We start from the raw sequence: 19,104 nt of genomic DNA, 5'->3' as shown, positions 1-19,104 counted from the left end.
TGACAAAGAAACGCCACCTTCTCGGGGTGGCGTTTCTGTTTATTTTACTATCGTTATCCGTCAGCGTAATGACTTCAATCGTACCTATTGAGATTCTCTTCTTAGCCTAGGCTTGAAATAATAAATGGTTAATCTGTTTTTACATTTTTAGAAGGCGACCAGTTAACTAGAAAAATACCAGTGCAGACTAATACTGCACCTAGAACTGTTTCTTTGTGCAATGGTTCGTTTAAAAAAAGATTACCAAAAAATACACCAAAAAAAGGAGCTAGAAATAAAAATGCACTCGTTTTTGTTGAGTCCCCTTTAGAAAGCAAATAAAACCACAAAGCAAACTGAGCAATCGAACCAAATAACGCCAGATATACTAAGGAAGTAACTGAAACTATATTCAATGTTAGTTTTATGTTTTCAAATAAAAAGCTTGCCCCAGTTAATAATATCCCACCAAATAACATTTGATACGCAGTTAGCACCCATACGCTGCAATATGAATTGAACTTTTTAATAAGTAAGGTTGCAACAGCCCAGCACAGGCCACCAATTAGGCCAATAACTGTTCCACTACTGTAATGTAAAAGACCTAAGATTATCATTCCTATACAACCTACGATTACACCTATCCATTGTATAGATTTGTATCTTATTTTTAAAAATATTGTACTTAGGATAACAACGAATAGAGGATTCATAAAGGTTAAGATAGATGATTCACCAGCAGTAATGGTTCGAAGACTAATGAAAATGCATCCCATCACTCCAACAGTTTGGAATAATCCTATTAAAAGAATCTTTGTCCAATCCATTAGACGATTAGGATGAGTATATTTTCTAACAAAAAATGCCATTAAAACTCCTGCCGTCAGGAACCGAAGTCCTGCTAACAGAAGAGGCGAGATGTAAGAAACACCGATTTTTCCAACAACAAAAGATGAACCCATTAAAGCCGTTGTAATAGTAAGCAATATTACGAAATAAAAACGATTCATCATAACCCCCCGCTATATAACATATGGTTTCGTCAATTTCATTTTTGATTGGAACTAGCTACGGGGCAATCGCTTCCGTTTGGATGATACTATGTTTATCAATAAGATATGTAATAGCTTCAGGACTTGGTTTTCTTTCAAAACCTTGTTGTGATGTTATAAAATCAGAAAAATAATCATATAAACCGTACATTTTCAATAATTGGATTGCTGATTCTCCTCTATGAGTGTATAAATAATTTTTTCTATTAGATGTATGAATGTATTTACAAATTTCCTCAATTCCTTCAAATGGTCTGGATAAATTTGTTTCCTTATCATTTCTTTGTTTTTGATATTTTTCTATAAATATATGATCTATTTGATATTTTTTTTCGTAGTGCTTTAAAGCATGAGACATAGATACTTTCATATGCTTCACTATTTCATCTAATGATTCTGTAATGCCTTCTTCTTCAAGCACTTCTTTAAAAATTCTGCCCATCACTGGATATGTATCAAAAAGAGTACCATCAAAATCCCAAATTACGTGTTTAAACATTTTATTTCCCCCTGTTCTTGAGCAAATGCGTTAGTCATTTCTATTTCTATTTACATTCCCTTACTTGGAAATTCTTTGATTTCATTTTTTAAAAAATGTAGTGCGTCTTTGCATTTCCTCATTTGTTACCGAATACATTCTAATCAAATACATAGTTTGGTTGGAGGTGGCGCGTAGTGCATGAAAATCAATTAGTTAAAACATTCGCGATTATTGGTGTAATCTCCTCGATTCTAACTATTTTACTCTACCTTGCAGGAGGTTTCGTTGAAAAGTCCCGTATTCTGGATGTTACGGCTCTTGCGGTGAATGCGATATCAATTTTTGGTCTTCTCGCTATTTATTTGTACCAATCAAAGAAGTTGGGCACCTTCGGCATGATTAGCTTTATGGTTGCCTTGCTTGGCATCGTCTGGTCAACTGGTTTTGGTTTTGCACACACTTTCGCCGGACCGGTTTTGGAACAATTCCAACCTGGGATTATTGAGCGAGCTAACACACCACAGCCACTTCGGGATGGGGCATACTCGGCTGTAATTTTGAACGGTCTCGGGTTTGCCATGTACGGACTGTCGATGATTTTTGGCAAAGTGTCACGCTGGATGGCTGTATTGTTCATCCTTAGCGGCATCACGCTACCTCTTGGTTATGTGGCAGGAATATTGCCCCTTACGCTTATCTATTTTTTCCTCGTCCCAATAGCTATGCTTACACTCTGCGTGAAACAACTGAAATCGTTAAAGGCAGCAAGTACGACATCGTCCTCCTGATTAATAAGTTGGCTTAAGAACCGTGCTACTTCGCGGTTCTTTTTTCAATTGTACAACTCTCTTGTTTATCGGAATCCTGCCCGTTAGCAGAGAGAAGGGCTGCCACTCGGCAGCCCTTCAAATGTGTTTAACTATCGTTTTGCGTTAGCGAAAGCTCATTTCTCGGAAGATTGATATCATCCATACTAATAATAAGATTTTATCGGCAATTGTCTCTTTATCAAATGATATCTTCGAATTTCTCTTCATATAGCCTCAATAAATACAGGGTTGCTAATCGCTCTGAATTCCCTGCCCTTTTCTACAGCTACCACTATCCATTTAACTTTATCCACAGCAATGTCCGGAAGCTGCAAACTATAATCATAGACAGGCTCCGTGCCTTGAGCCTCGCTTTCTGTGCCCACAAGTCGATTCGTAAGCGGAATGTATGTTCTTTGCTCGCCATTCGCGTACAAGCAAAGTCTGTCCAGTGGAACGTTGGACAAAAGCGTAATATCGGCGCTAACAGATGTCTTGTCCGTCACGAGCGTTTCCCCAGGGCCTTTGCCCTCCAAAGATACCCGAAGCAACGGTCCGCTAGTCAAAAAGCTATGTCCTTTGCGCAGCGCATCCAAAACCGATTCTACCGTCAACGCCTGCTCTGTATGGATATACGTTTGCACGCAGCCGCTTCCTAAGCGATTTTTTGCCCACTCCTCCATAATAGGCGTTGTTTCTTGGAGCACTTCTATGAGATAGCGAAGGACATCCTGTCGCTCAACTGGAAGAGAGTCAACTATTTCACTGCCATGTGCGATCATCCACGGAAATTTTTCAAGTCTTCCGTGGAAGTCATCTGCCCATATATTGTGGGTATCACTTCCACTAGTAGCTGCAACAAATCGCCCTTCTTCAAGTAACGACAACCAGAACTTAAAGGCGTCATAGTTAGGCGTTCCTGGTAACATCGGGTTGGATCCATTCCATACTTCAATCGTATCAAATATTTCTATCATATCCGCAAACTTCGGATCTAATGAAATCGCAGGATTCCTATCACATGGATGGTTGATCTGAGGAAGACCCCCGCAAGCTCTGATCTCCTCCGAAGTCCGAATATGTTCTTGGCGCAAATATTGTTCAGTACGGTCTTGCTGTTTCGGTATTTTGTAAATAACGTCTGTATGAACACCTAATGACAGTACATGTCCATTGGTCGTAGATATCTCTTTTGACACAATTGGTAAAAACGTGTCGGTAGCCGTAGCGAGCCAATCTTGATGATTTTTAATATTGTGATGATCGCTTAACGCGCCATAATCAAGCCCTGCGGCTGCCATTGAAAATGCTACTTGTTGCGGCGACTCAATGACGTCATCCGTACCGCCGTGAAGAGGACTTGAGTAGATGCTGTGATGATGCAAATCCCCAGCATACCAGCCTGCTTCACTCCAATCCGCCATTTGTGGGAGGCAAATTTGACAAGCTAACTCCTCATTAGCGTTAATGATAATTTCTTGCTTCACAATCTTGTAAGCAGGGCCTTTGGAAACTTCGAGCATATAGCGACCGTTATTTCCGTTATTTAAAGGAAGGGGCAAAGCAACTGTCCCACCCGGCAACGTATATTCACGGATAAAATCGATTCTATTGTTTGCCCGAGTGATGGTTTCCATCGTTTCGACAGCGAGCATCGGAAACAGCTTTACTTGGGCGATCATTCCGTTACCATTTGTATCAGTTGCGGTCAACTTGAGCGTCCCTTGAGCTTGCGAAGTAGTCTCTGGTTGAAAAACGAATCCTCTGTTTGTTAGTTCCTCTTCCAAAAACTGCAGAGCTTCTGACAGAGCTGGCGGCGAATAACGTGGCAAGCCATTTTCGCTTTGCATAATGCTACTGGCTGCTTGCAAATACTTTTTCATGACCATATGATGATCTCCTCCTGAAAGAATGACTTATTTTATGCTCGTATTTATATCATTTTGCAGCCAGATGTGAGTTATTTAAAGTCTTGTCTTCTATCGGTATTATAAATTGTTTATTACATACACCGACTTGATACAAAGTTGAATCGAGCCAATGAAAACCAGATGTGAAGATTGTATTATTTGGAGAAAGAGATCTTAAATGTAACACATTACACTGAACACAAAAATAACTGTTTATAATCAGATCCCTCCTTTGTCTCTAAAATTATAGACAATTTTGTAGAAGATCCCTCTATAAATAAATTAGTTTTTAATATGATTTTATTTGAACTTCATTCAAATTAACTTTCACCGTAAAGGGAACTGCTGCCACTGCTGCGATCTGCATCCTACTATGTTTAAACTAACATTCTGCGTCCCTCGGTTTAGTTCAATCAAGTCTTCAACCTAACACTCCTATATCTTAGAAATCATTTTTGCAATCTTCAAAAGTGAATCTACCACCAGATCAGGGGCGCAGAAGGGGGCAAAATGATTCGTCTGTATTTCTACATATTCCACTTCTGGATCAAGCTTTAATTTGACTTCATCCGTGCTAGCATCTGTCATCTGTGTGCAGAAGATGAAAGTCCGAGGAACCGAAGTATTATCGCGAAATCGAACGGGTTGAGACATTGTGGCAAGGGGGTGGAGCTGCCCCTCCATGCGTTCAATAAACCATTCACGTATTGATTTATCCGGAATGGCATCAACTACATGAGGGAAATCAGCGGGATCCAGTGTAATGGACCAACCGTTTCCATTAATGGCTTTTGGTTCCCACTAACCTCTACTATCGGGGTAGACATCGAAAAATGATTGCCCGTCACGTGGCATAGCGGCATCAAGGTGATCAAGTCGATCTGATGCTATATCTGCCGCTCCCGTGATTGGCATTCCACCGTAACTGTGCCCAACCAAAATGACGTTTTTAAGGTTTTCGTAGTATAAGAAATTGACAATATCCTGTACATGCGTATCCAAATTCACATGCGGATGCGCGAGATGGGCTCGATCACCCATTCCAGTTAGGGTTGGTGTGTGCACCTCATAGCCTGCCGCACGAAGAGATTTGGCAACAAAACGCCAGTTCCAGCCACCTCCCCATGCGCCATGAACCAAAACAAAGGATGTCATTTTGTTCTTCCTCCTTAGTAGATTGATTCAATTCCTGGGTAGTTATTTTCAAATGGTTCCCTTACGTCTCTCTTTTCTCTTGTATAACCTGTCTATGAGAAGGATTAAGATATGTACCATGGTTATAAGCACTGCCATCGTATAGCCTTAATAAAACTAACCCCTACAAAATAATAAACCAGAAGCAAAATGGCACAAAAATAAAAAGCAATCCCTAGAATTGATTACGTCATTTTTACCTCCCTTAGTTCTTTGGGCTGTGGATTCTTGGGGAATTCATACTCCCTGCACCACTTGAGTAACTAATTATTCAGCTAATAAAAAATTTAGTCAGCTGATGCCCATACCCGGAATGAATGCTTTGCATAAATTATTTTGCAAGTACTCGTTAAGGGAAGTGGTCATTTGCAACTATACTATTTAGCATCCAAGCAAGACGTTATTGAACTCATCCGCGAATACATTGATCGGGCAAACTATAGTGCTGCCATTTATTTGCTCGAGATTATTCAGCAGATGGAGGAGGAAAACCGAACCTCAGTACTCATTACAATCGTCCGTAACGGTTCTGACGAATAAATTCCAGTTCACTTTCTTTAAGCGGACATGGTGTTTGTTCAGAAATGTACGACTGTTCTCCGTCGATTGGAAAAGCATATGGAAACTTGATCGTCAGCTCTAAGCAATCAGATCTTTTCGTTTATCTTTTCATTGAATACTTGGTAATAAAACTCATATTTCTCTGGAAGTCGCTCTTTTAAGTAATTCCAAAACCATTTTTCATCAAATTCATCTGGTCGGTTAGCAAGAAAATCAGGTAAGTTATGGAACACATCCGCAATATTGTTTATTTCAGACATATTAATTTTAGCCTGGACCCAAGATGCAGGATTCCACCATTTAATACGATGAGTATATGAAGCGCTCCGAATATCTAAAAGAACACAATAAAATAAATATACATAGGCTCTGTCCTTTAAAATCTCCGTCTTCAACCACTCCCCCATATAAATTTAATTAGATAATTAGTTTTTTTTCAGGTTTGCGATAGCAACCTTAATTTTTTCATCCATTTCATTGCTTTGATTCTTCCCATAGACATATAGTATGAACACATTATCTATAACGAACGCTTTGTGTTTTACAAAATCAACAGGTCTATTGTAAAAATCTTCACGACCTTTTATCCGTTCTTTCTCTGACTTGAATATATAAAAATGAATTACGCCGTCAGTCAATTGGTAAAAGCTTGGGGTTACCCCGTTTATTCCTTGCTGGAATATGTTCTCTGCATTTTCATCTGCTTCAGTGAGTTGTAAACCCTCATTTTGAAAAACTTCTAATACTTGCTCAAGTGTCAAAGCCTTGTTTGAACTAGTACACCCTACTATTACCATAAGGAAAAGAATGATAATTATATGAATTCGCATCTTACCCCCGAGAATAGAATGACTTCAATAAACAAAAGAAGTAGAGTGCTTTGAAATATAAAATCCCCGATTAACGGGGATTTGAAAGCACTAATGTTTGTGTCGTCGTACAGCTTATATCGTCTTCTCCCTAAATCAATCTCTTCATACCCCGCAACCACTCATAAAAACCACCATCGAAGAAGAGATCGGGGATGTACGTCTGAGTGTAATTGCAATTAGGGCAAAGAAGAACCAACCCTTGTTCAAGAACCTTAGGGTATAATTTCTCGTGTTTACTATTGAGTCCGCAAATAAGAGGGTGCACTCCATCTGCCTGCTGGTAATCTTTAATACGTTGCTTGACATCCTCTTGGTTCATTTTTATCCCCTTTATTTGTTCAGTTCAGAATTCCAAGATATCTTACGTTTCAACTCTACCAACCTTGAAAATTTTCAAATGGTATTTTCACATCATTACGCTAATTATTATACAATATGTACTCATCTACAACACCAAAAATAATCTAAGCGCGCATTAGATTTCTACCAGTAACTTCCACGTTGTTAATTGCTCAATAATACAAAAGCAGCAAACCCAAAATCAGGTTAGCTGCTACTCTCTCAAATCGAAAAGTTCTTCATCAATGGCATGATAAAAGAAATTACTCCCATCCCCAGCTTAAAAAAGCTGCCCATGTTTCCAAAGAAGCCACCGGCACCAGCAGTGCCTGAAGCAGAACCTTTTCCTAAACCACCCAGTAATCCGTTAGAGCCTCCTCCAAAAAATCCCCCAGAACTCCCACCGCTAAGAAGGCCAAGCATGCTTCCAAATCCGCCTCCACCAAGTAAACCTCCCAAACCTCCTAAATTGGATATATGAGCTTTGCCTTTTGCTTTATTTCGGAGGAGCTTTCGATTCCCCTTGAAACCTTGAAGTATGACTTGGTCACCCTGTATTTCGTTAAGAACTCCGTAATACAAAGAACCGTTCTTGAGCACAACACAAACAGGTGTTCCTAAAATACCTTTAACTTGTGCGGAGATAGAGGGCGATGATGCAGGAATGGCTTTTTGTCCGACATTCACGCGTCCGTTCTTTTTTTTACCCTGCTGAAAAGTTTTCATTCCCGGCTCACACATCCTTTTAAATGAAGTAGTACTTCTTGTCATCTTATGTTGTTTCGTCATGTTTGGACTATGCTCTCTTAAAGATGTGTGAAGCCTTTTATAGTGAGTGGAAAGCCAGAAGCCTTACTGCGATGAACTCACCACAAAATAAAAAGATCTCCTAATCATGGAGATCTTTTTATTTTTATTGGATTAATTGCTACTTGTTACCAGAATGATCGTGTGGTACTGTGACCGTAGCCGAAATGGACTTGTTGTTTCCGGCTATATCCGTGGCCGTGTAAGTTATGGTGTAGATACGTTCTATATCTTTATTTGCTTTGTCTGCCCGCAGTTTAAAAGTAAGATCCAAAGTACCATATTCTGCATCTTGAATATCGGTAGCCTCCAAGCTGGGATCGTTACATGTAATGGAGTTTAAAACAATATGATCAATAGAGCTTAAGCTATCGATCGCATTTAAGGTTGCTGTAACAGTGACAAGCTTATGATTGGCAGGCCACAGAGAAGTCGTATCTAAAGTGAGTTGTGGAGTCGGCGCTGTCTTATCCAGCTTAATCGTCAAGGATTTTGTATGCTCTACATTACCTGCGAAATCTACACTCCAGTAGTTCAATGTATGGATACCTTCTGATGAAATGGCAATCGAGTTTCCAATAAGTGAATCTGATCCATCCAACTTATAATAGGTTGCGGCTACACCGGAGACAGTATCTAATGAAGTGAGGTTCACAACTACGTCATGGTTAACCCAATCTAGTGGAGCGTTATCAGTTGTCGTAGGTGCTGTGCGATCAATGGTTACTGACACTTCATTGGAAGTGCCGCTTACTCCACCAACATTTTCGGCAGTCACCACATAGTAATAAGTTATGCCATCAGAAGTAGTAGAATCTGTGAAGCTTGTTGCAGTTGAAGTACCGATTGGTACATAGCCACTGCCGCTTGTCGTGCTGCGCAGAATGTTATAGCTTGAGGCTCTGTTTACAGGATTCCAGTTCAAGGTCACTCCAGAAATTCCTTCAGTTCCAGTCAAACTGGTTGGAGTGCTGATGGATTGGGCTTGGTGAGTAACATTGAGACTATAAATTTTGACGACACCGCCTTCGGTGCTAGGACCTACGTTATCCTGTGTATATGCACCTGCTTTGAAGTAAAATTGAAGATCCTTCCAGCCTGGATCAGCCGCAATAAAGTCATAAGACTGAGTAACCCCATTGACCGTCATGTAAAGAACCCCATCTATGACTTGAATTTGGGCATTGTAGGTATCGCCTACATTAATCCCGCCAAAAACAAAGTGGGTATCGCTGCCGCCTACGGAAGCATTCTTCGCAAGGAAGTCAACGGCATGCTTATTGCTGTCGTATTGCATTTTTACGAGTGGATTCGCATTTCCGCCCGTTGGGGAAACACCATGAATCTGTAGGGCAATCACTTTCCCCGTAGATGGAACCTCAGTTACTTTTTCCGTAGCCGTCATCGTATGAATGCCTGACCACATCCAGTTAGTCGTATTGTCATTAGGAACTAACATTTCTCTTAATTCGGAGCGCGGGAAGCTTGAGCCGCTCGTTGTGCCGCCGTTTACGGGAGCCCAGAATGTCATCGAGCCATCACTTGGATCTGTGTAAAAGTAAGGGCTGGTATAGCCATTTGCAAGCTGGGCTACTGAGATTTCCGAAGCGGTTGAATCCGGAAGGGTCAGTTTCCAGTGAGAAAGATCAAACCTAGTACTAGGAGGCACTTGTGTAGATGCACTGACTTCGGCGGAATTCGGACTTGAGCCAACAGCGTTAGCTGATTGTGCAACGTAATAGTAGATTGTACCGTTAGCAACGGTGGTGTCGGTGTACGTTGTTGTTGGACTTGTACCTAGAAACGTATATCCGCTGCCGCTGTTCGTGCTGCGCAGAATATTATAGCTCGAGGCGTCATTTACATCCGTCCAAGTCAAGAACACCTCACCAGTTCCACCTATGGCTGTCAATTCTGGCGGTGCGGGAGGATTCACTTGAATAGATGTAATAGGTGAAAGGGGACCTTCTCCGATCGCATTGACCCCTGTTACTGCATAATAATAAGTTCCTTGAACCAGACCGTTATCGGTAAAAGCAAGGGTATGACTTGTATCTCCAAGACCGAGCTGTGTTGCAATTGGGGATGTGAAGGGTCCGTTTGATGAAGTACTGCGATAAACATTGTAAGTTTGGGCACCGTTCACACTGGGCCATTTTACAAGTACGGAATTGTTTGTCTGTGATGTGGTTACTGAAGTGGGCGCAGTAGGTATAGTTATAATTGGATGAGGCGACACGGCAATGGGTGCTGAATCAGACGTTTGGCCTGGAACATTACGTGCCGTAACGATAAAGCTGTAGGTGGAGCTATTCGATAAGCCGGTCACCGTATAGGTGAACGGTCCTGGTGATGCATTTTGCGCAACATTTGTGGCAATAACTGTATAGCTTGACTCGCCGGGCCCTTGGCGTCGTATATCATAGCTGTTGTCTACAGCAACTGTCCATTTCAAATCAGCTGCACTGTCTTTGTCATCGTTGATGACCAGAGGAGTAATTACAGGATGATAATAGGGAGTAACCTGAAAATCATCAAACGCAGTAGCGCCTGCATTACTGTATACGCCAGCTTGTCCTGAGACATAAGGAGCCGAGCCGGCAGGATCCGTAGCGGACAGAACGAGTGTAGTTCCGTAATAACATTCCAGCGTTACGCTTGAATCGAGATTATTAATAATGTTCATCTTCAACGGCAAGTAACCTAAGTTGTCAATGGCTTGAGCCAATGTTGTATTCGGAATGGTGACACCGCTTGTATTTGGAGAATTACTATTTAGGGGGATTGCTGATTTGGAATTGCCCGTGCTGCCGAATGCCTTCTCGATATAAAATTGATAGCTAGCGGAATTCTTCTTCACCATAAACCTGTAATAATTCTGACTATTGCCATCTGGAGCATATCTTGCAGCGAGACCAGCATAAGTACCGTTACTACCAAGTACTTTGACCTTTCCTGAGATGGTTATATTACTATTTGTGATTTCAGGTAGAGATTGTCCCCAGTAATCATTTGTGCTCACGGTTGGGGTTAGAGCGGTTTGTTTCATAAAATGATTCTTGGTTGTCGTACTTGGAATGATTTCCTCATCAATTGACCAGAGCCCGCTGCCGAAATCGTTTTTCCAAGGCTGTGTTTCGTTGACGGGTGAGCCGATAGGTGCAGTATATCCGGGCTGACCAGCTGAGCCATAGGATTCAAAGCTCTCTTGTAATGAATAGCTTAGACCGGTGGCATATGCGTCAAGTGATTGAAAATAAGTAACAAATGAAAGGAGCAGTGATAAACATAATAAATGGGTTATCCTTTTAGGAATAACATACATACTCATAGTTTCCTCCTACAAATATAATTCTCACAAAAGTTAAGCGTTTACATTTATATGTGCCGCGTTACGACCCCCTTTAGCGCCTAGATTACGGGACTTACGATAATTATATCCTTTCATTCGTTATATAAGGGTATGGCTATTTCTATGTGAGGTTGTGTTTATTTACGTTTATTTGATTATTATTCCATCTGTATTGTAGGGTTTTCGATCATTTAGTATCCGATGGAATGGCCAAATGACATGATTTACCCTTTGTCCAACTAAACTAAACTGCCCGTGAGGCCCCTCTGGTCCAAGAAGTTAATGCAGAATCGCTGTCGATATCAAGAAGCCAAAAAAGGCGTAATCTATTAGTTAAACGCCTTTCCTAGTACTTCGTTAAGTTCATATCATAAGTTAGAAAGGAGGGAACATATATGGAAGATGATATGATGCACAAATTGAATCAAATTCGAGTACGAAAAAGCGAGACGGTCGTTAGCATCGACAATCCATCCGGCTTCCGTTTAATTGGCAAAGGAAAGCAAGGAGCCGTTTTTCAAATCGATGAGCATCGTTGTGTTAAAGTGTACTACCGCGAAGAAAGCTGTCAGCAAGAGCTGCATGGCTTAAGGCTGGGAGGACAAGCGGGTATTTGTCCAAAAGTGCATTTTTGGGGCAGTAAATTTATTGTGATGGACTATTTAACTGTTCCAAGCTTGTATGATTATTTGCAGCATAATGCTTTGACCCGATCATTGGCCGCGAAAATTTTTAAGCTGCTAGATACGTTTGAGGAGGTCGGATATAATCGTTTTGATCACTCTGCGCGGCATATTTTTATGATGCCGGATGAGAGCATGAAAATTATCGATGTCGTCCACGTGATTAAGCCGACTCCTGTTTATTTCGCGCAAAAGCTGATTTCGGATATGGGACAATACGCTCCGGATTTTATCAAATATGCGCGTGACATCAGTCCAAAGTGGTACGAGCTTTGGGTGAGTCAACCAGATTTTGAACAAGTCATGAGTATGATTAAAGAAAAAAAACCAGCTTCATACGGCAACGAATAACGTTGTCCTCCTTGCCTCCCTACATCTCAATCCGATGATCTCAGTTAGAAGGTAGGTATTATGTATGTAAAATACTCGTTTTAAGCGACGTAAGCAGCATAAAACGAGTAATTTTTCAGTGATATGCGGAAAGGTAACTCTTAAGACAGGTTCTCATGGATGATAATGAAACTAGAATAAGAGAATTAAGAAGAACCGCATAATTTTTTGAATTTCACTAGGAGGTCCGGTAATTTATTTCTTGCGTTTATCAGATGCGATAACAAAGCTTCTCTTTCCGCACCAGACACATCCCAATCCTGAGGAATCGAGAACACAACATGCTTGATGGCTTCATCAGACAAAGACAGGATCCGCACCAAATAATCATCCAACTCTCCCCTATTTTTTAAAAGGGAGTAGCACCACTGGTGAACCTTCAAATTCAAATTCATCTTCGTGTTTTTCAGCGATTTTGTGGTCCAATTGGAATCGGCAAAGCACCGTCCATGATCGATCATGTAGAAGTAGTGTTCGCTGGCACCTATCGGCTTTAGAAGGGTATTTTTTTCTTTACGATCCGTATTGCTGAGCCAGAGATCAAACAGAATCACCCCGGCAAGTATTTCCTGATTGTGGATCCGTGAGCTGCTTTTTTTAAAAAAATCTGGGGTAAGATAAGTGCTACCTTCAATATACTGACTAGCGAACTGTTTGCCGGATTTAAATTTACTTTTAACCAATTCAGGTATGTCCTTGATGAAGTCATTGGAAACAGAGACGACTTGAAACGGGACTACAGGCAGAGAAAGAAGCTGCCCTAAGCTTGCCGCAACATATTCGTTAACCAACACCCTTGTTCCGGTTGGGTTATTTTTGAATTTAACTACATAGCTCATGCCATCGCTAAACTTGATCAATTGGGGCTTCGAATATCCTTCCGGAATACAGCTTATATGTTGAACAGGAACTAAATTAAGACCCATATCCACAATCAACTCCCAAGTCAAATGATCCTTCGAAATGTGTCAGCGTTAATCCGATACAGACACCGTGGCCGAAAACGGGGGAACGAGGAATATGCCATTTTACACCCGAAGTTGTTGGATAAACCCAAGTAAACAAGTTACCGGTGCGGATGCCCCTTCTCCCCCCTTCTGTACAGGAATCTAACGAAGCACGCCCCTCCCGTATAATTCGAAGGTAATCTGTAGACATCCCAATATCGAGCGAAAGTGGCAAAATGGAAAGAGGAATTTGCTCATAAAGGATGCTGATCCGGCTTTCTTCTTTGTTTAATAGAAAACGTTTCTTTAAACCATACGCCGGACTGTTAACCTGCCTGTTCACAAGTACCAACTCGGCCGGGGAGGCTTCTGCAGAAGTAGTGCTTTCAATTTCATACACATCATGCTCGTATCCATAATCTGCGAGTGCTCCCGGATGATTCATAGGCGTATCCATAAAGCCGTTCAGTTCCTCAAGCAAGTTCCAATCGTCCGTCGGATTGCCTATAAACATTCTTCCCACCTTCTCTTTGAATGAAAAAGCATATAGAATCCGCCCACCGAATGCAGGACTAATGACCACGGCTAAATCTTGGTTGCGCAAAATCACTTCTTCGTGTCCGTCCTCGTCGATATCCTGTACCTCCAGCTGCAGAAGTCCCGCGCAGTCCGTATCTTGCTGCCATACTGCAGCCTTTAGCAGCACATAAGCAGCGCGGGCATGACTCGCAAGCGCGCGTGCCCAGGGAGCTGGGGAGGCGTCCTTCCAGGATACTCCCGGATCGTGCCAGCCCGTTTCGTAAGCGGAGGCAAGCAAATGCTTGATCGCAAGATCGAGGATCAAGGATGGTGAAGCCTGCTGCTTTGAAAACGTGAATACGCTCTCCCAAGCTTTTTCAAGCATTTGCTGATATGGAGCCCATGCGGACGAGCCTGCCCAACCGGAGTAATCCTCTCCGGCACCGAACAGCTCTGCCAGCTCCATGTAGGTGCCCGGGCCAACGGAGCGGGACGGCCAGTCCGTACGCTTGTTGAGCCAAGCTCCAAGCAGAACCGGCTCGACATCCTGCCTGTTTTTCAGCCAGTTCAAAAACAGGTCGTAATGCTGGATAGATCTGGGATCCCACATCGGAGGAATTCCCGCTGCCTTTTCCATATCATCACCGTAGATGGCGATAACATCCTCCCCACGGTCAACCTCTTGCCGCAATTGGGCCATTAATTGATCTAGCTTCTCTTCATTTAACATGGAATTGAACGGTATATTTAGTCTCATCTCCGTAGAGATAGGAAGAGCAAGCAAACCGCCGGAGCCTTTCACTGAATATGGCTTGTATAAGCTTGGATCGAAACGGCGCTGTTCGTCGAAGCTTGTGCGTTCATCTCCTTGCAGAAACAGACGGTCATCCGCCAAAACATACCGGTATCCACCGTTACAAAGAGCAGAATTCGTTACAGTTTCAGCAAGCCTTCCGGTGTCCCAGACCCGTTCCGGAATCCAAAGCCCCTTCACTTCGGACGGGCTTGGTCCTAGCCACGCTTTATATAACTGCAGTTCTTCTTCCAATTGGAGTCGGTTAAAATCACGGCTGAACAGCGTCATTATATTTTGCGAGTAGGTTGAACCCACCAATTCCACCAATCCGGCCTTCCACAAATCGGAGATTTCCTCCAGAAAAAGCGGATCAAACCAAGCGCACGCTTCGATTAAGGTGCCGCTAATATGAAGGTGAAATGGAATGTCATAGTTGCTGTGAAGTTCCAATATGGCACGCAGTCCGGACGATCCGTTCGTCGGCCCAATCGTTTCCCCGATGCCAGGACGATTCAAATATCCATTGGTTATCAAATACTGGTTCGCATGATGGACAATGGCAATAGGAATTCGGGCGGGACTCACTCGAAAACTCTCCCCTGCAAAGATAGCTGACATTCTTGAAGGAACGGATCAACGATGTCGAGGGCCCCGGTCTTACATACGCATAATTCATAATGGAGACTTTCAAATAAAGAACGGGAACGGCATTGAAATAAGCGCGTTAGGAAGGATTGGTGTTCCGATTCCGGAATCCCGGTAAGGTAAGTATCAATTAACGTTTTCACGGCCGGCTGAAAGTATCGGAAATCACCTTTTTTATAAAATGCGCTCAACTGAATTTGGCAAGCATGATAAGCTACGTCCCAAGCCGTGTCCCCGATAAAGTGGTGATCAAAATCTATTGCCGTCACCTTATGACCGTCCCAAAACACATTTTTGATATGGAAGTCCCCGTGCAGCATGGCTAAGTTTTCTTTCTCGGCTGTTACCGGATGGAGAATCAACTGATTGACAAGCGATTGGAATGCTGCCTCCTTTTCCGGAACGACCTTGGTCAATTCTGTAATTAAACGGGTAAAATCGATATCCGCCCTCGTTCTTCTGAGCTGCTTGATCTGCATAAGCGGGACTTGATGCAACCGTTTTAACCAGATAGCCACATGATAGGCGGCATCAACTGCTTGGTCCGTTTCGTACATCCAATCTCTTATGACTTTCCCAGGTGCTTTGGACATAAGCAGCAGATTATAGGATTGAAGATAGGCAATAGGGCGTACGATCGTAAAGTCAACTTCATCATTCATTCCGTTTGCCCAAAGATGCCGCATTAAACGGTAGCCCGCCATTCCTTTTTCCGGGTCCGAAAATATTTTACCTATGACGGCTTCCTGAATCTCCTCACCATGCTGTTTTTCATAAGTTACCGCGTATTCCAAAATCCATTTTTTCATCTTGGGTATACACGCTACTAAGGAAAACGATAGGACATGCCTCGGTTCGTCTATAAAATTTGCCTCATAAGCGGCAATGATCTCCTCCATGGGGAGAATAGGATATTCATCGTTCATGGTTAAGGCTCCTTTCTATCAACATGTGCACACCACTGCGAATAGAGCAGAAGGGTTTGGTCGGCAATCGATTTCCACGAAAAGCGCTGTATTTCTTGGACTCCCCTTTGAGCTAAAGACTGCTGCAGGACGGGATTGTCTAACAATGTGAGAATGGCTTTGGCCAATTGTTTCGGGTTACCCGGTTCCACACGGCATACGCTTTGGACGATTTCACTAGCTCCTGTAGTCGTTGTGATGATCGTCGGAATCCCCGAGGCCATAGCCTCTAGCACTGTAATTCCGAACGGTTCCGATATTGACGGAAGTACATATACCTGGGCATCCTTATAGCATTTCTGAAGCTGTGCCCCTTTCACTGCGCCTGTAAACGTTATATGCTCATCGATTTTCCATCGGTGCGCTTGCCGGCGTAAGGGACCCAGCAAGTTGCCGTCCCCTGCGATCATAAAGTTTGTCTCTCTATCAGCAAGAATCATCCGCGCCGCCTTCAGGAAATCACCGGGTCCCTTTTGTCCAGTCACTCTTCCTAAAAATAAAACATATCCTTCGGTTGTTCCGTAATCCCGATCTGCTGCCAAGCCTTGAAATGAGGAGGCATGAATACCGTTATAAATCACGGAGATGGCGCTCGGGTCGGCGCCGTATTTCGAAACCAAGCTTGCCTTCGTACGGGCAGAAACAGTGATCGTATGGGTTGCCGATTGAAACGCTGCCTGCTCGATAGCTAAAATTCCGGGGTGAGGGGGAAATCCGGCCGACCGGTCATACTCTGTAGAGTGAACGGTCCAAATTAGGGGAATTCCGTACAGCTCTTGGATGCGCATCGCTGGATATACGCCCATCCAATCATGTGCATGAATTAGATCTACTCCCTGCGGTTGAAAAACCTCCTCAAGGCGGGCTCGGAACGAGTGGATACTCTCCCAAACCCTATTATCTCCATCGGAATAAGCAGTCGATTGCTGACCGATATCCAAACGGTGCATAACCATACCCTCCGGGATATTAAATACCGTATCCCCGTCAGTCGGGAGATAATAGTCAATACATACCCCTTGTTTGACCAGCTCTTCAACCAGCGATTGGCAGTGTACGCCTAGTCCTCCTGAAAATTGCGGAGGGAATTCCCAAGCGATCATAGCAATTTTCATCAAGAGTCCCTCCTAAGTCGATATCTTTGGAATATATTTCAACGACTCAGGATGATTGATCCATTGTTCGTGCAACTCGGGATCCAGAGCCTCCACGTGCTGGAGAAAAACACCAGTCCATGTCCCCAACCCTTTCAGCAGCTTTTTAGGGGGATAATCCGCAGAGACAGCTTTATCACTGATGTTGACAACCTTCAGGGTCCCGTCGGGCATCACATAAATGTCCTCAGGTGAATGACCGGATCCCCATCCCAATTCTTTAGAGACGGTATGCAACCGCAGCAGGCCGCTTGTTAATTCCCGTGAAATTCCGTTCTTCTCCATGTAGCTGAGCACTGTCGGGGTCTTCATGGATTCCATCACCAAGAAGGTCGGGCCAAATAAGTAAACATGGGGCGTAATGCCGTAGCCTGCTCCTTTATTAAGAAGGTTGTATTCCTCTTCCGCTCTTCCCTCCTTGGCATAAATCTTAACGATGCGCGTTTCATCCAATTGAAAGCTTGCGCTCTTTTTCCCAATGGCGATCAGTGGCAGGTCTGTCGGGTTATCTACAATTAATTCTTCTGTCGGATCCACTCGGTTCACTTTTATTGATTTAATTTTTCTGGTTACGCTTGCCTCCAAAAGCTTTCTCAACTCATTCATCATCGAAAACATACCTATCATCCTCTCCTCTGTTTATAACCGGTTTATTTGATATATTCTTTTGTTGAACTGCTTTTTTACAAATAAATAGAATAGTAGTTTCATTTTCCTATCTACGTTTTTTAACCAATATTGCAATTTTTTACTTATATTTCCTCATTAGACATAAAAAACTCCCATTTCAGCCCCCTGTATGATCGAATTTACACGATAAACAGTCCCTTTTGTTCCTGTCTTACCCTGCTACTTTAAAATATGATTAAGATTTTATTAAGGAACGGCTAATCTATTAATCTATTTGTCCATACCAATTCGGGTCTATCTTCATAGTTTATTAACACAAGGTTGAATTCAATAGTTTTTCCTTATTCAAAAATATTAGAAAGGAGAATGAGCATCATAAGACTAGAGGTGTGCAGTTACTAAACTTGCGCAATCTCACAAGACAGCATGAATCGGTAACAGGACAATTCGTTCAGATCAAACTTAAATTCCAAGCGGTGTTAGATCAGGTATTCCCGGAGTTTAGGGGTGTTTACGGGGCTTTGTACTAACTAAAACTATACAAGTCAAAATCCAAATCCGCATTTATTGAATATGCAAAACTAATGAATCTACGTTCCAAATACATAGCAGGTTTTTCATTATTTTCAACTTTAATTACCACCATAAAATTATACGATACATTGTACTTAATATTGATTTTGTTAAGTTCATCTACCTTACTTTCCAGTCTATCTAAGAGATAATACAATTGGTCGTTAATATCATATGACTCTTGATATCCTGAACTAAGTTCCCATGCTGTCTCTTTTCTATAATGGGTGGTAGAACTGATCACATTGTCATTTTTAGGTCTAACAATAATATCACCAATGTTATACGATTCGGTTGGTTTGATACCAAGCAATTGCGTAACTTCATTTATAGGGAAATTGTCCCCGAAAATGCTGAAATACGCCATTACAGTGGTTTTATCCATTATCAGTCACCCCAGTCTTTTGAACCTTAAATTTAACAAAACTGCCCGTTCTTGAATGAAC

General features: G+C 42.3%; 18 protein-coding genes and 1 pseudogene. 4 read left to right on the top strand and 15 right to left on the bottom strand.

What is annotated here, in order from left to right; translation table 11 throughout:
- Window positions 1-128: 128 nt before the first annotated feature.
- Together AC58QC_RS07700 and AC58QC_RS07695 are read right to left on the bottom strand one after the other, a co-directional pair.
- Window positions 129-989 (bottom strand): DMT family transporter, encoded by an 861-nt coding sequence (locus AC58QC_RS07700; RefSeq protein ID WP_497414594.1) that lies wholly within the window; start codon window positions 987-989, stop codon window positions 129-131.
- A 58-nt stretch (window positions 990-1,047) separates the two neighbouring features.
- Window positions 1,048-1,530 carry an HAD hydrolase-like protein gene (locus AC58QC_RS07695; protein ID WP_497414593.1) on the bottom strand — a complete coding sequence of 161 codons (483 nt, stop codon included), beginning with the start codon at window positions 1,528-1,530 and terminating at the stop codon, window positions 1,048-1,050.
- Between the two features lie 176 nt (window positions 1,531-1,706).
- On the opposite strand from AC58QC_RS07695, the gene AC58QC_RS07690 reads away from it, so the two are divergent.
- Window positions 1,707-2,300, top strand: a complete 594-nt coding sequence (locus AC58QC_RS07690) for a hypothetical protein (protein ID WP_497414592.1) — start codon at window positions 1,707-1,709, stop codon at window positions 2,298-2,300.
- A gap of 245 nt (window positions 2,301-2,545) precedes the next feature.
- Here AC58QC_RS07690 and AC58QC_RS07685 read toward each other — a convergent pair whose 3' ends face one another.
- Together AC58QC_RS07685 and AC58QC_RS07680 are read right to left on the bottom strand one after the other, a co-directional pair.
- On the bottom strand, window positions 2,546-4,210 hold the full coding sequence (locus AC58QC_RS07685) for a CehA/McbA family metallohydrolase (protein WP_497414591.1): 1,665 nt from the start codon (window positions 4,208-4,210) through the stop codon (window positions 2,546-2,548).
- A gap of 822 nt (window positions 4,211-5,032) precedes the next feature.
- Complete coding sequence (locus tag AC58QC_RS07680; protein WP_497414590.1) at window positions 5,033-5,386, bottom strand: alpha/beta fold hydrolase; 354 nt, start codon at window positions 5,384-5,386, stop codon at window positions 5,033-5,035.
- Between the two features lie 405 nt (window positions 5,387-5,791).
- Between AC58QC_RS07680 and AC58QC_RS07675 the strand changes: the two genes are divergently transcribed.
- Window positions 5,792-5,965, top strand: coding sequence for a hypothetical protein (locus tag AC58QC_RS07675; RefSeq protein WP_497414589.1), 174 nt, complete (start codon window positions 5,792-5,794; stop codon window positions 5,963-5,965).
- A gap of 107 nt (window positions 5,966-6,072) precedes the next feature.
- On the opposite strand, the gene AC58QC_RS07670 is transcribed toward AC58QC_RS07675, so the two are convergent.
- From AC58QC_RS07670 to AC58QC_RS07650, 5 genes are all read right to left on the bottom strand, one after another.
- Window positions 6,073-6,381, bottom strand: coding sequence for a hypothetical protein (locus tag AC58QC_RS07670; RefSeq protein WP_497414588.1), 309 nt, complete (start codon window positions 6,379-6,381; stop codon window positions 6,073-6,075).
- Between the two features lie 30 nt (window positions 6,382-6,411).
- Window positions 6,412-6,816, bottom strand: a complete 405-nt coding sequence (locus AC58QC_RS07665) for a hypothetical protein (protein WP_497414587.1) — start codon at window positions 6,814-6,816, stop codon at window positions 6,412-6,414.
- 130 nt (window positions 6,817-6,946) lie between these two features.
- A complete protein-coding gene (locus AC58QC_RS07660) occupies window positions 6,947-7,177 on the bottom strand; it encodes a hypothetical protein (protein ID WP_497414586.1) in 231 nt (76 codons plus the stop codon).
- 242 nt (window positions 7,178-7,419) lie between these two features.
- The gene (locus AC58QC_RS07655; RefSeq protein WP_497414585.1) at window positions 7,420-7,923 is read right to left on the bottom strand and encodes a hypothetical protein; all 504 of its coding nucleotides are present in this window, start codon (window positions 7,921-7,923) and stop codon (window positions 7,420-7,422) included.
- 202 nt (window positions 7,924-8,125) lie between these two features.
- On the bottom strand, window positions 8,126-11,335 hold the full coding sequence (locus AC58QC_RS07650; protein WP_497414584.1) for a polysaccharide lyase family 7 protein: 3,210 nt from the start codon (window positions 11,333-11,335) through the stop codon (window positions 8,126-8,128).
- A gap of 416 nt (window positions 11,336-11,751) precedes the next feature.
- On the opposite strand from AC58QC_RS07650, the gene AC58QC_RS07645 reads away from it, so the two are divergent.
- Window positions 11,752-12,390 (top strand): hypothetical protein, encoded by a 639-nt coding sequence (locus AC58QC_RS07645; RefSeq protein WP_497414583.1) that lies wholly within the window; start codon window positions 11,752-11,754, stop codon window positions 12,388-12,390.
- 185 nt (window positions 12,391-12,575) lie between these two features.
- On the opposite strand, the gene AC58QC_RS07640 is transcribed toward AC58QC_RS07645, so the two are convergent.
- The 5 genes from AC58QC_RS07640 to AC58QC_RS07620 are packed head-to-tail and all read right to left on the bottom strand — an operon-like array spanning window position 12,576 to window position 18,073.
- Window positions 12,576-13,355 carry a HipA family kinase gene (locus AC58QC_RS07640; protein WP_497414698.1) on the bottom strand — a complete coding sequence of 260 codons (780 nt, stop codon included), beginning with the start codon at window positions 13,353-13,355 and terminating at the stop codon, window positions 12,576-12,578.
- The gene (locus tag AC58QC_RS07635; RefSeq protein WP_497414582.1) at window positions 13,345-15,276 is read right to left on the bottom strand and encodes a polysaccharide deacetylase family protein; all 1,932 of its coding nucleotides are present in this window, start codon (window positions 15,274-15,276) and stop codon (window positions 13,345-13,347) included. Before AC58QC_RS07635 ends, AC58QC_RS07640 begins: the two co-directional genes overlap by 11 nt.
- Window positions 15,273-16,262: an aminoglycoside phosphotransferase family protein gene (locus AC58QC_RS07630; RefSeq protein ID WP_497414581.1), complete on the bottom strand. Its 990-nt coding sequence runs from the start codon at window positions 16,260-16,262 to the stop codon at window positions 15,273-15,275. The genes AC58QC_RS07635 and AC58QC_RS07630 overlap by 4 nt, the downstream gene beginning before the upstream one ends.
- 2 nt (window positions 16,263-16,264) lie before the next feature.
- On the bottom strand, window positions 16,265-17,416 hold the full coding sequence (locus AC58QC_RS07625) for a glycosyltransferase family 4 protein (RefSeq protein ID WP_497414580.1): 1,152 nt from the start codon (window positions 17,414-17,416) through the stop codon (window positions 16,265-16,267).
- 12 nt (window positions 17,417-17,428) lie between these two features.
- Window positions 17,429-18,073 (bottom strand): hypothetical protein, encoded by a 645-nt coding sequence (locus tag AC58QC_RS07620; protein ID WP_497414579.1) that lies wholly within the window; start codon window positions 18,071-18,073, stop codon window positions 17,429-17,431.
- Window positions 18,074-18,459: 386 nt separating this feature from the next.
- On the opposite strand from AC58QC_RS07620, the pseudogene AC58QC_RS07615 reads away from it, so the two are divergent.
- Window positions 18,460-18,612, top strand: a pseudogene (locus AC58QC_RS07615) (IS110 family transposase); the annotation flags it as partial.
- Here the strand turns inward: AC58QC_RS07615 and AC58QC_RS07610 are convergent.
- Window positions 18,612-19,025 carry a DUF4279 domain-containing protein gene (locus AC58QC_RS07610; RefSeq protein ID WP_497414697.1) on the bottom strand — a complete coding sequence of 138 codons (414 nt, stop codon included), beginning with the start codon at window positions 19,023-19,025 and terminating at the stop codon, window positions 18,612-18,614. The pseudogene AC58QC_RS07615 and the gene AC58QC_RS07610 sit on opposite strands and share 1 nt — an antisense overlap.
- Window positions 19,026-19,104 lie beyond the last annotated feature (79 nt).

The sequence above is a fragment of the Paenibacillus sp. J22P51 genome, from assembly GCF_059692215.1.
This window is presented reverse-complemented; position numbering and strand designations above follow the sequence as displayed.

Excerpts from the sequence above, each read along its gene's own strand:
- AC58QC_RS07700 (WP_497414594.1), bottom strand. The coding sequence starts at position 989 with ATGAATCGTTTTTATTTCGTAATATTGCTTACTATTACAACGGCTTTA.
- AC58QC_RS07695 (WP_497414593.1), bottom strand. The coding sequence starts at position 1,530 with ATGTTTAAACACGTAATTTGGGATTTTGATGGTACTCTTTTTGATACA.
- AC58QC_RS07685 (WP_497414591.1), bottom strand. The coding sequence starts at position 4,210 with ATGGTCATGAAAAAGTATTTGCAAGCAGCCAGTAGCATTATGCAAAGC.
- AC58QC_RS07680 (WP_497414590.1), bottom strand. The coding sequence starts at position 5,386 with ATGACATCCTTTGTTTTGGTTCATGGCGCATGGGGAGGTGGCTGGAAC.
- AC58QC_RS07665 (WP_497414587.1), bottom strand. The coding sequence starts at position 6,816 with ATGCGAATTCATATAATTATCATTCTTTTCCTTATGGTAATAGTAGGG.
- AC58QC_RS07660 (WP_497414586.1), bottom strand. The coding sequence starts at position 7,177 with ATGAACCAAGAGGATGTCAAGCAACGTATTAAAGATTACCAGCAGGCA.
- AC58QC_RS07655 (WP_497414585.1), bottom strand. The coding sequence starts at position 7,923 with ATGAAAACTTTTCAGCAGGGTAAAAAAAAGAACGGACGCGTGAATGTC.
- AC58QC_RS07650 (WP_497414584.1), bottom strand. The coding sequence starts at position 11,335 with ATGAGTATGTATGTTATTCCTAAAAGGATAACCCATTTATTATGTTTA.
- AC58QC_RS07645 (WP_497414583.1), top strand. The coding sequence starts at position 11,752 with ATGGAAGATGATATGATGCACAAATTGAATCAAATTCGAGTACGAAAA.
- AC58QC_RS07640 (WP_497414698.1), bottom strand. The coding sequence starts at position 13,355 with ATGGGTCTTAATTTAGTTCCTGTTCAACATATAAGCTGTATTCCGGAA.
- AC58QC_RS07630 (WP_497414581.1), bottom strand. The coding sequence starts at position 16,262 with ATGAACGATGAATATCCTATTCTCCCCATGGAGGAGATCATTGCCGCT.
- AC58QC_RS07625 (WP_497414580.1), bottom strand. The coding sequence starts at position 17,416 with ATGAAAATTGCTATGATCGCTTGGGAATTCCCTCCGCAATTTTCAGGA.
- AC58QC_RS07620 (WP_497414579.1), bottom strand. The coding sequence starts at position 18,073 with ATGTTTTCGATGATGAATGAGTTGAGAAAGCTTTTGGAGGCAAGCGTA.
- AC58QC_RS07610 (WP_497414697.1), bottom strand. The coding sequence starts at position 19,025 with ATGGCGTATTTCAGCATTTTCGGGGACAATTTCCCTATAAATGAAGTT.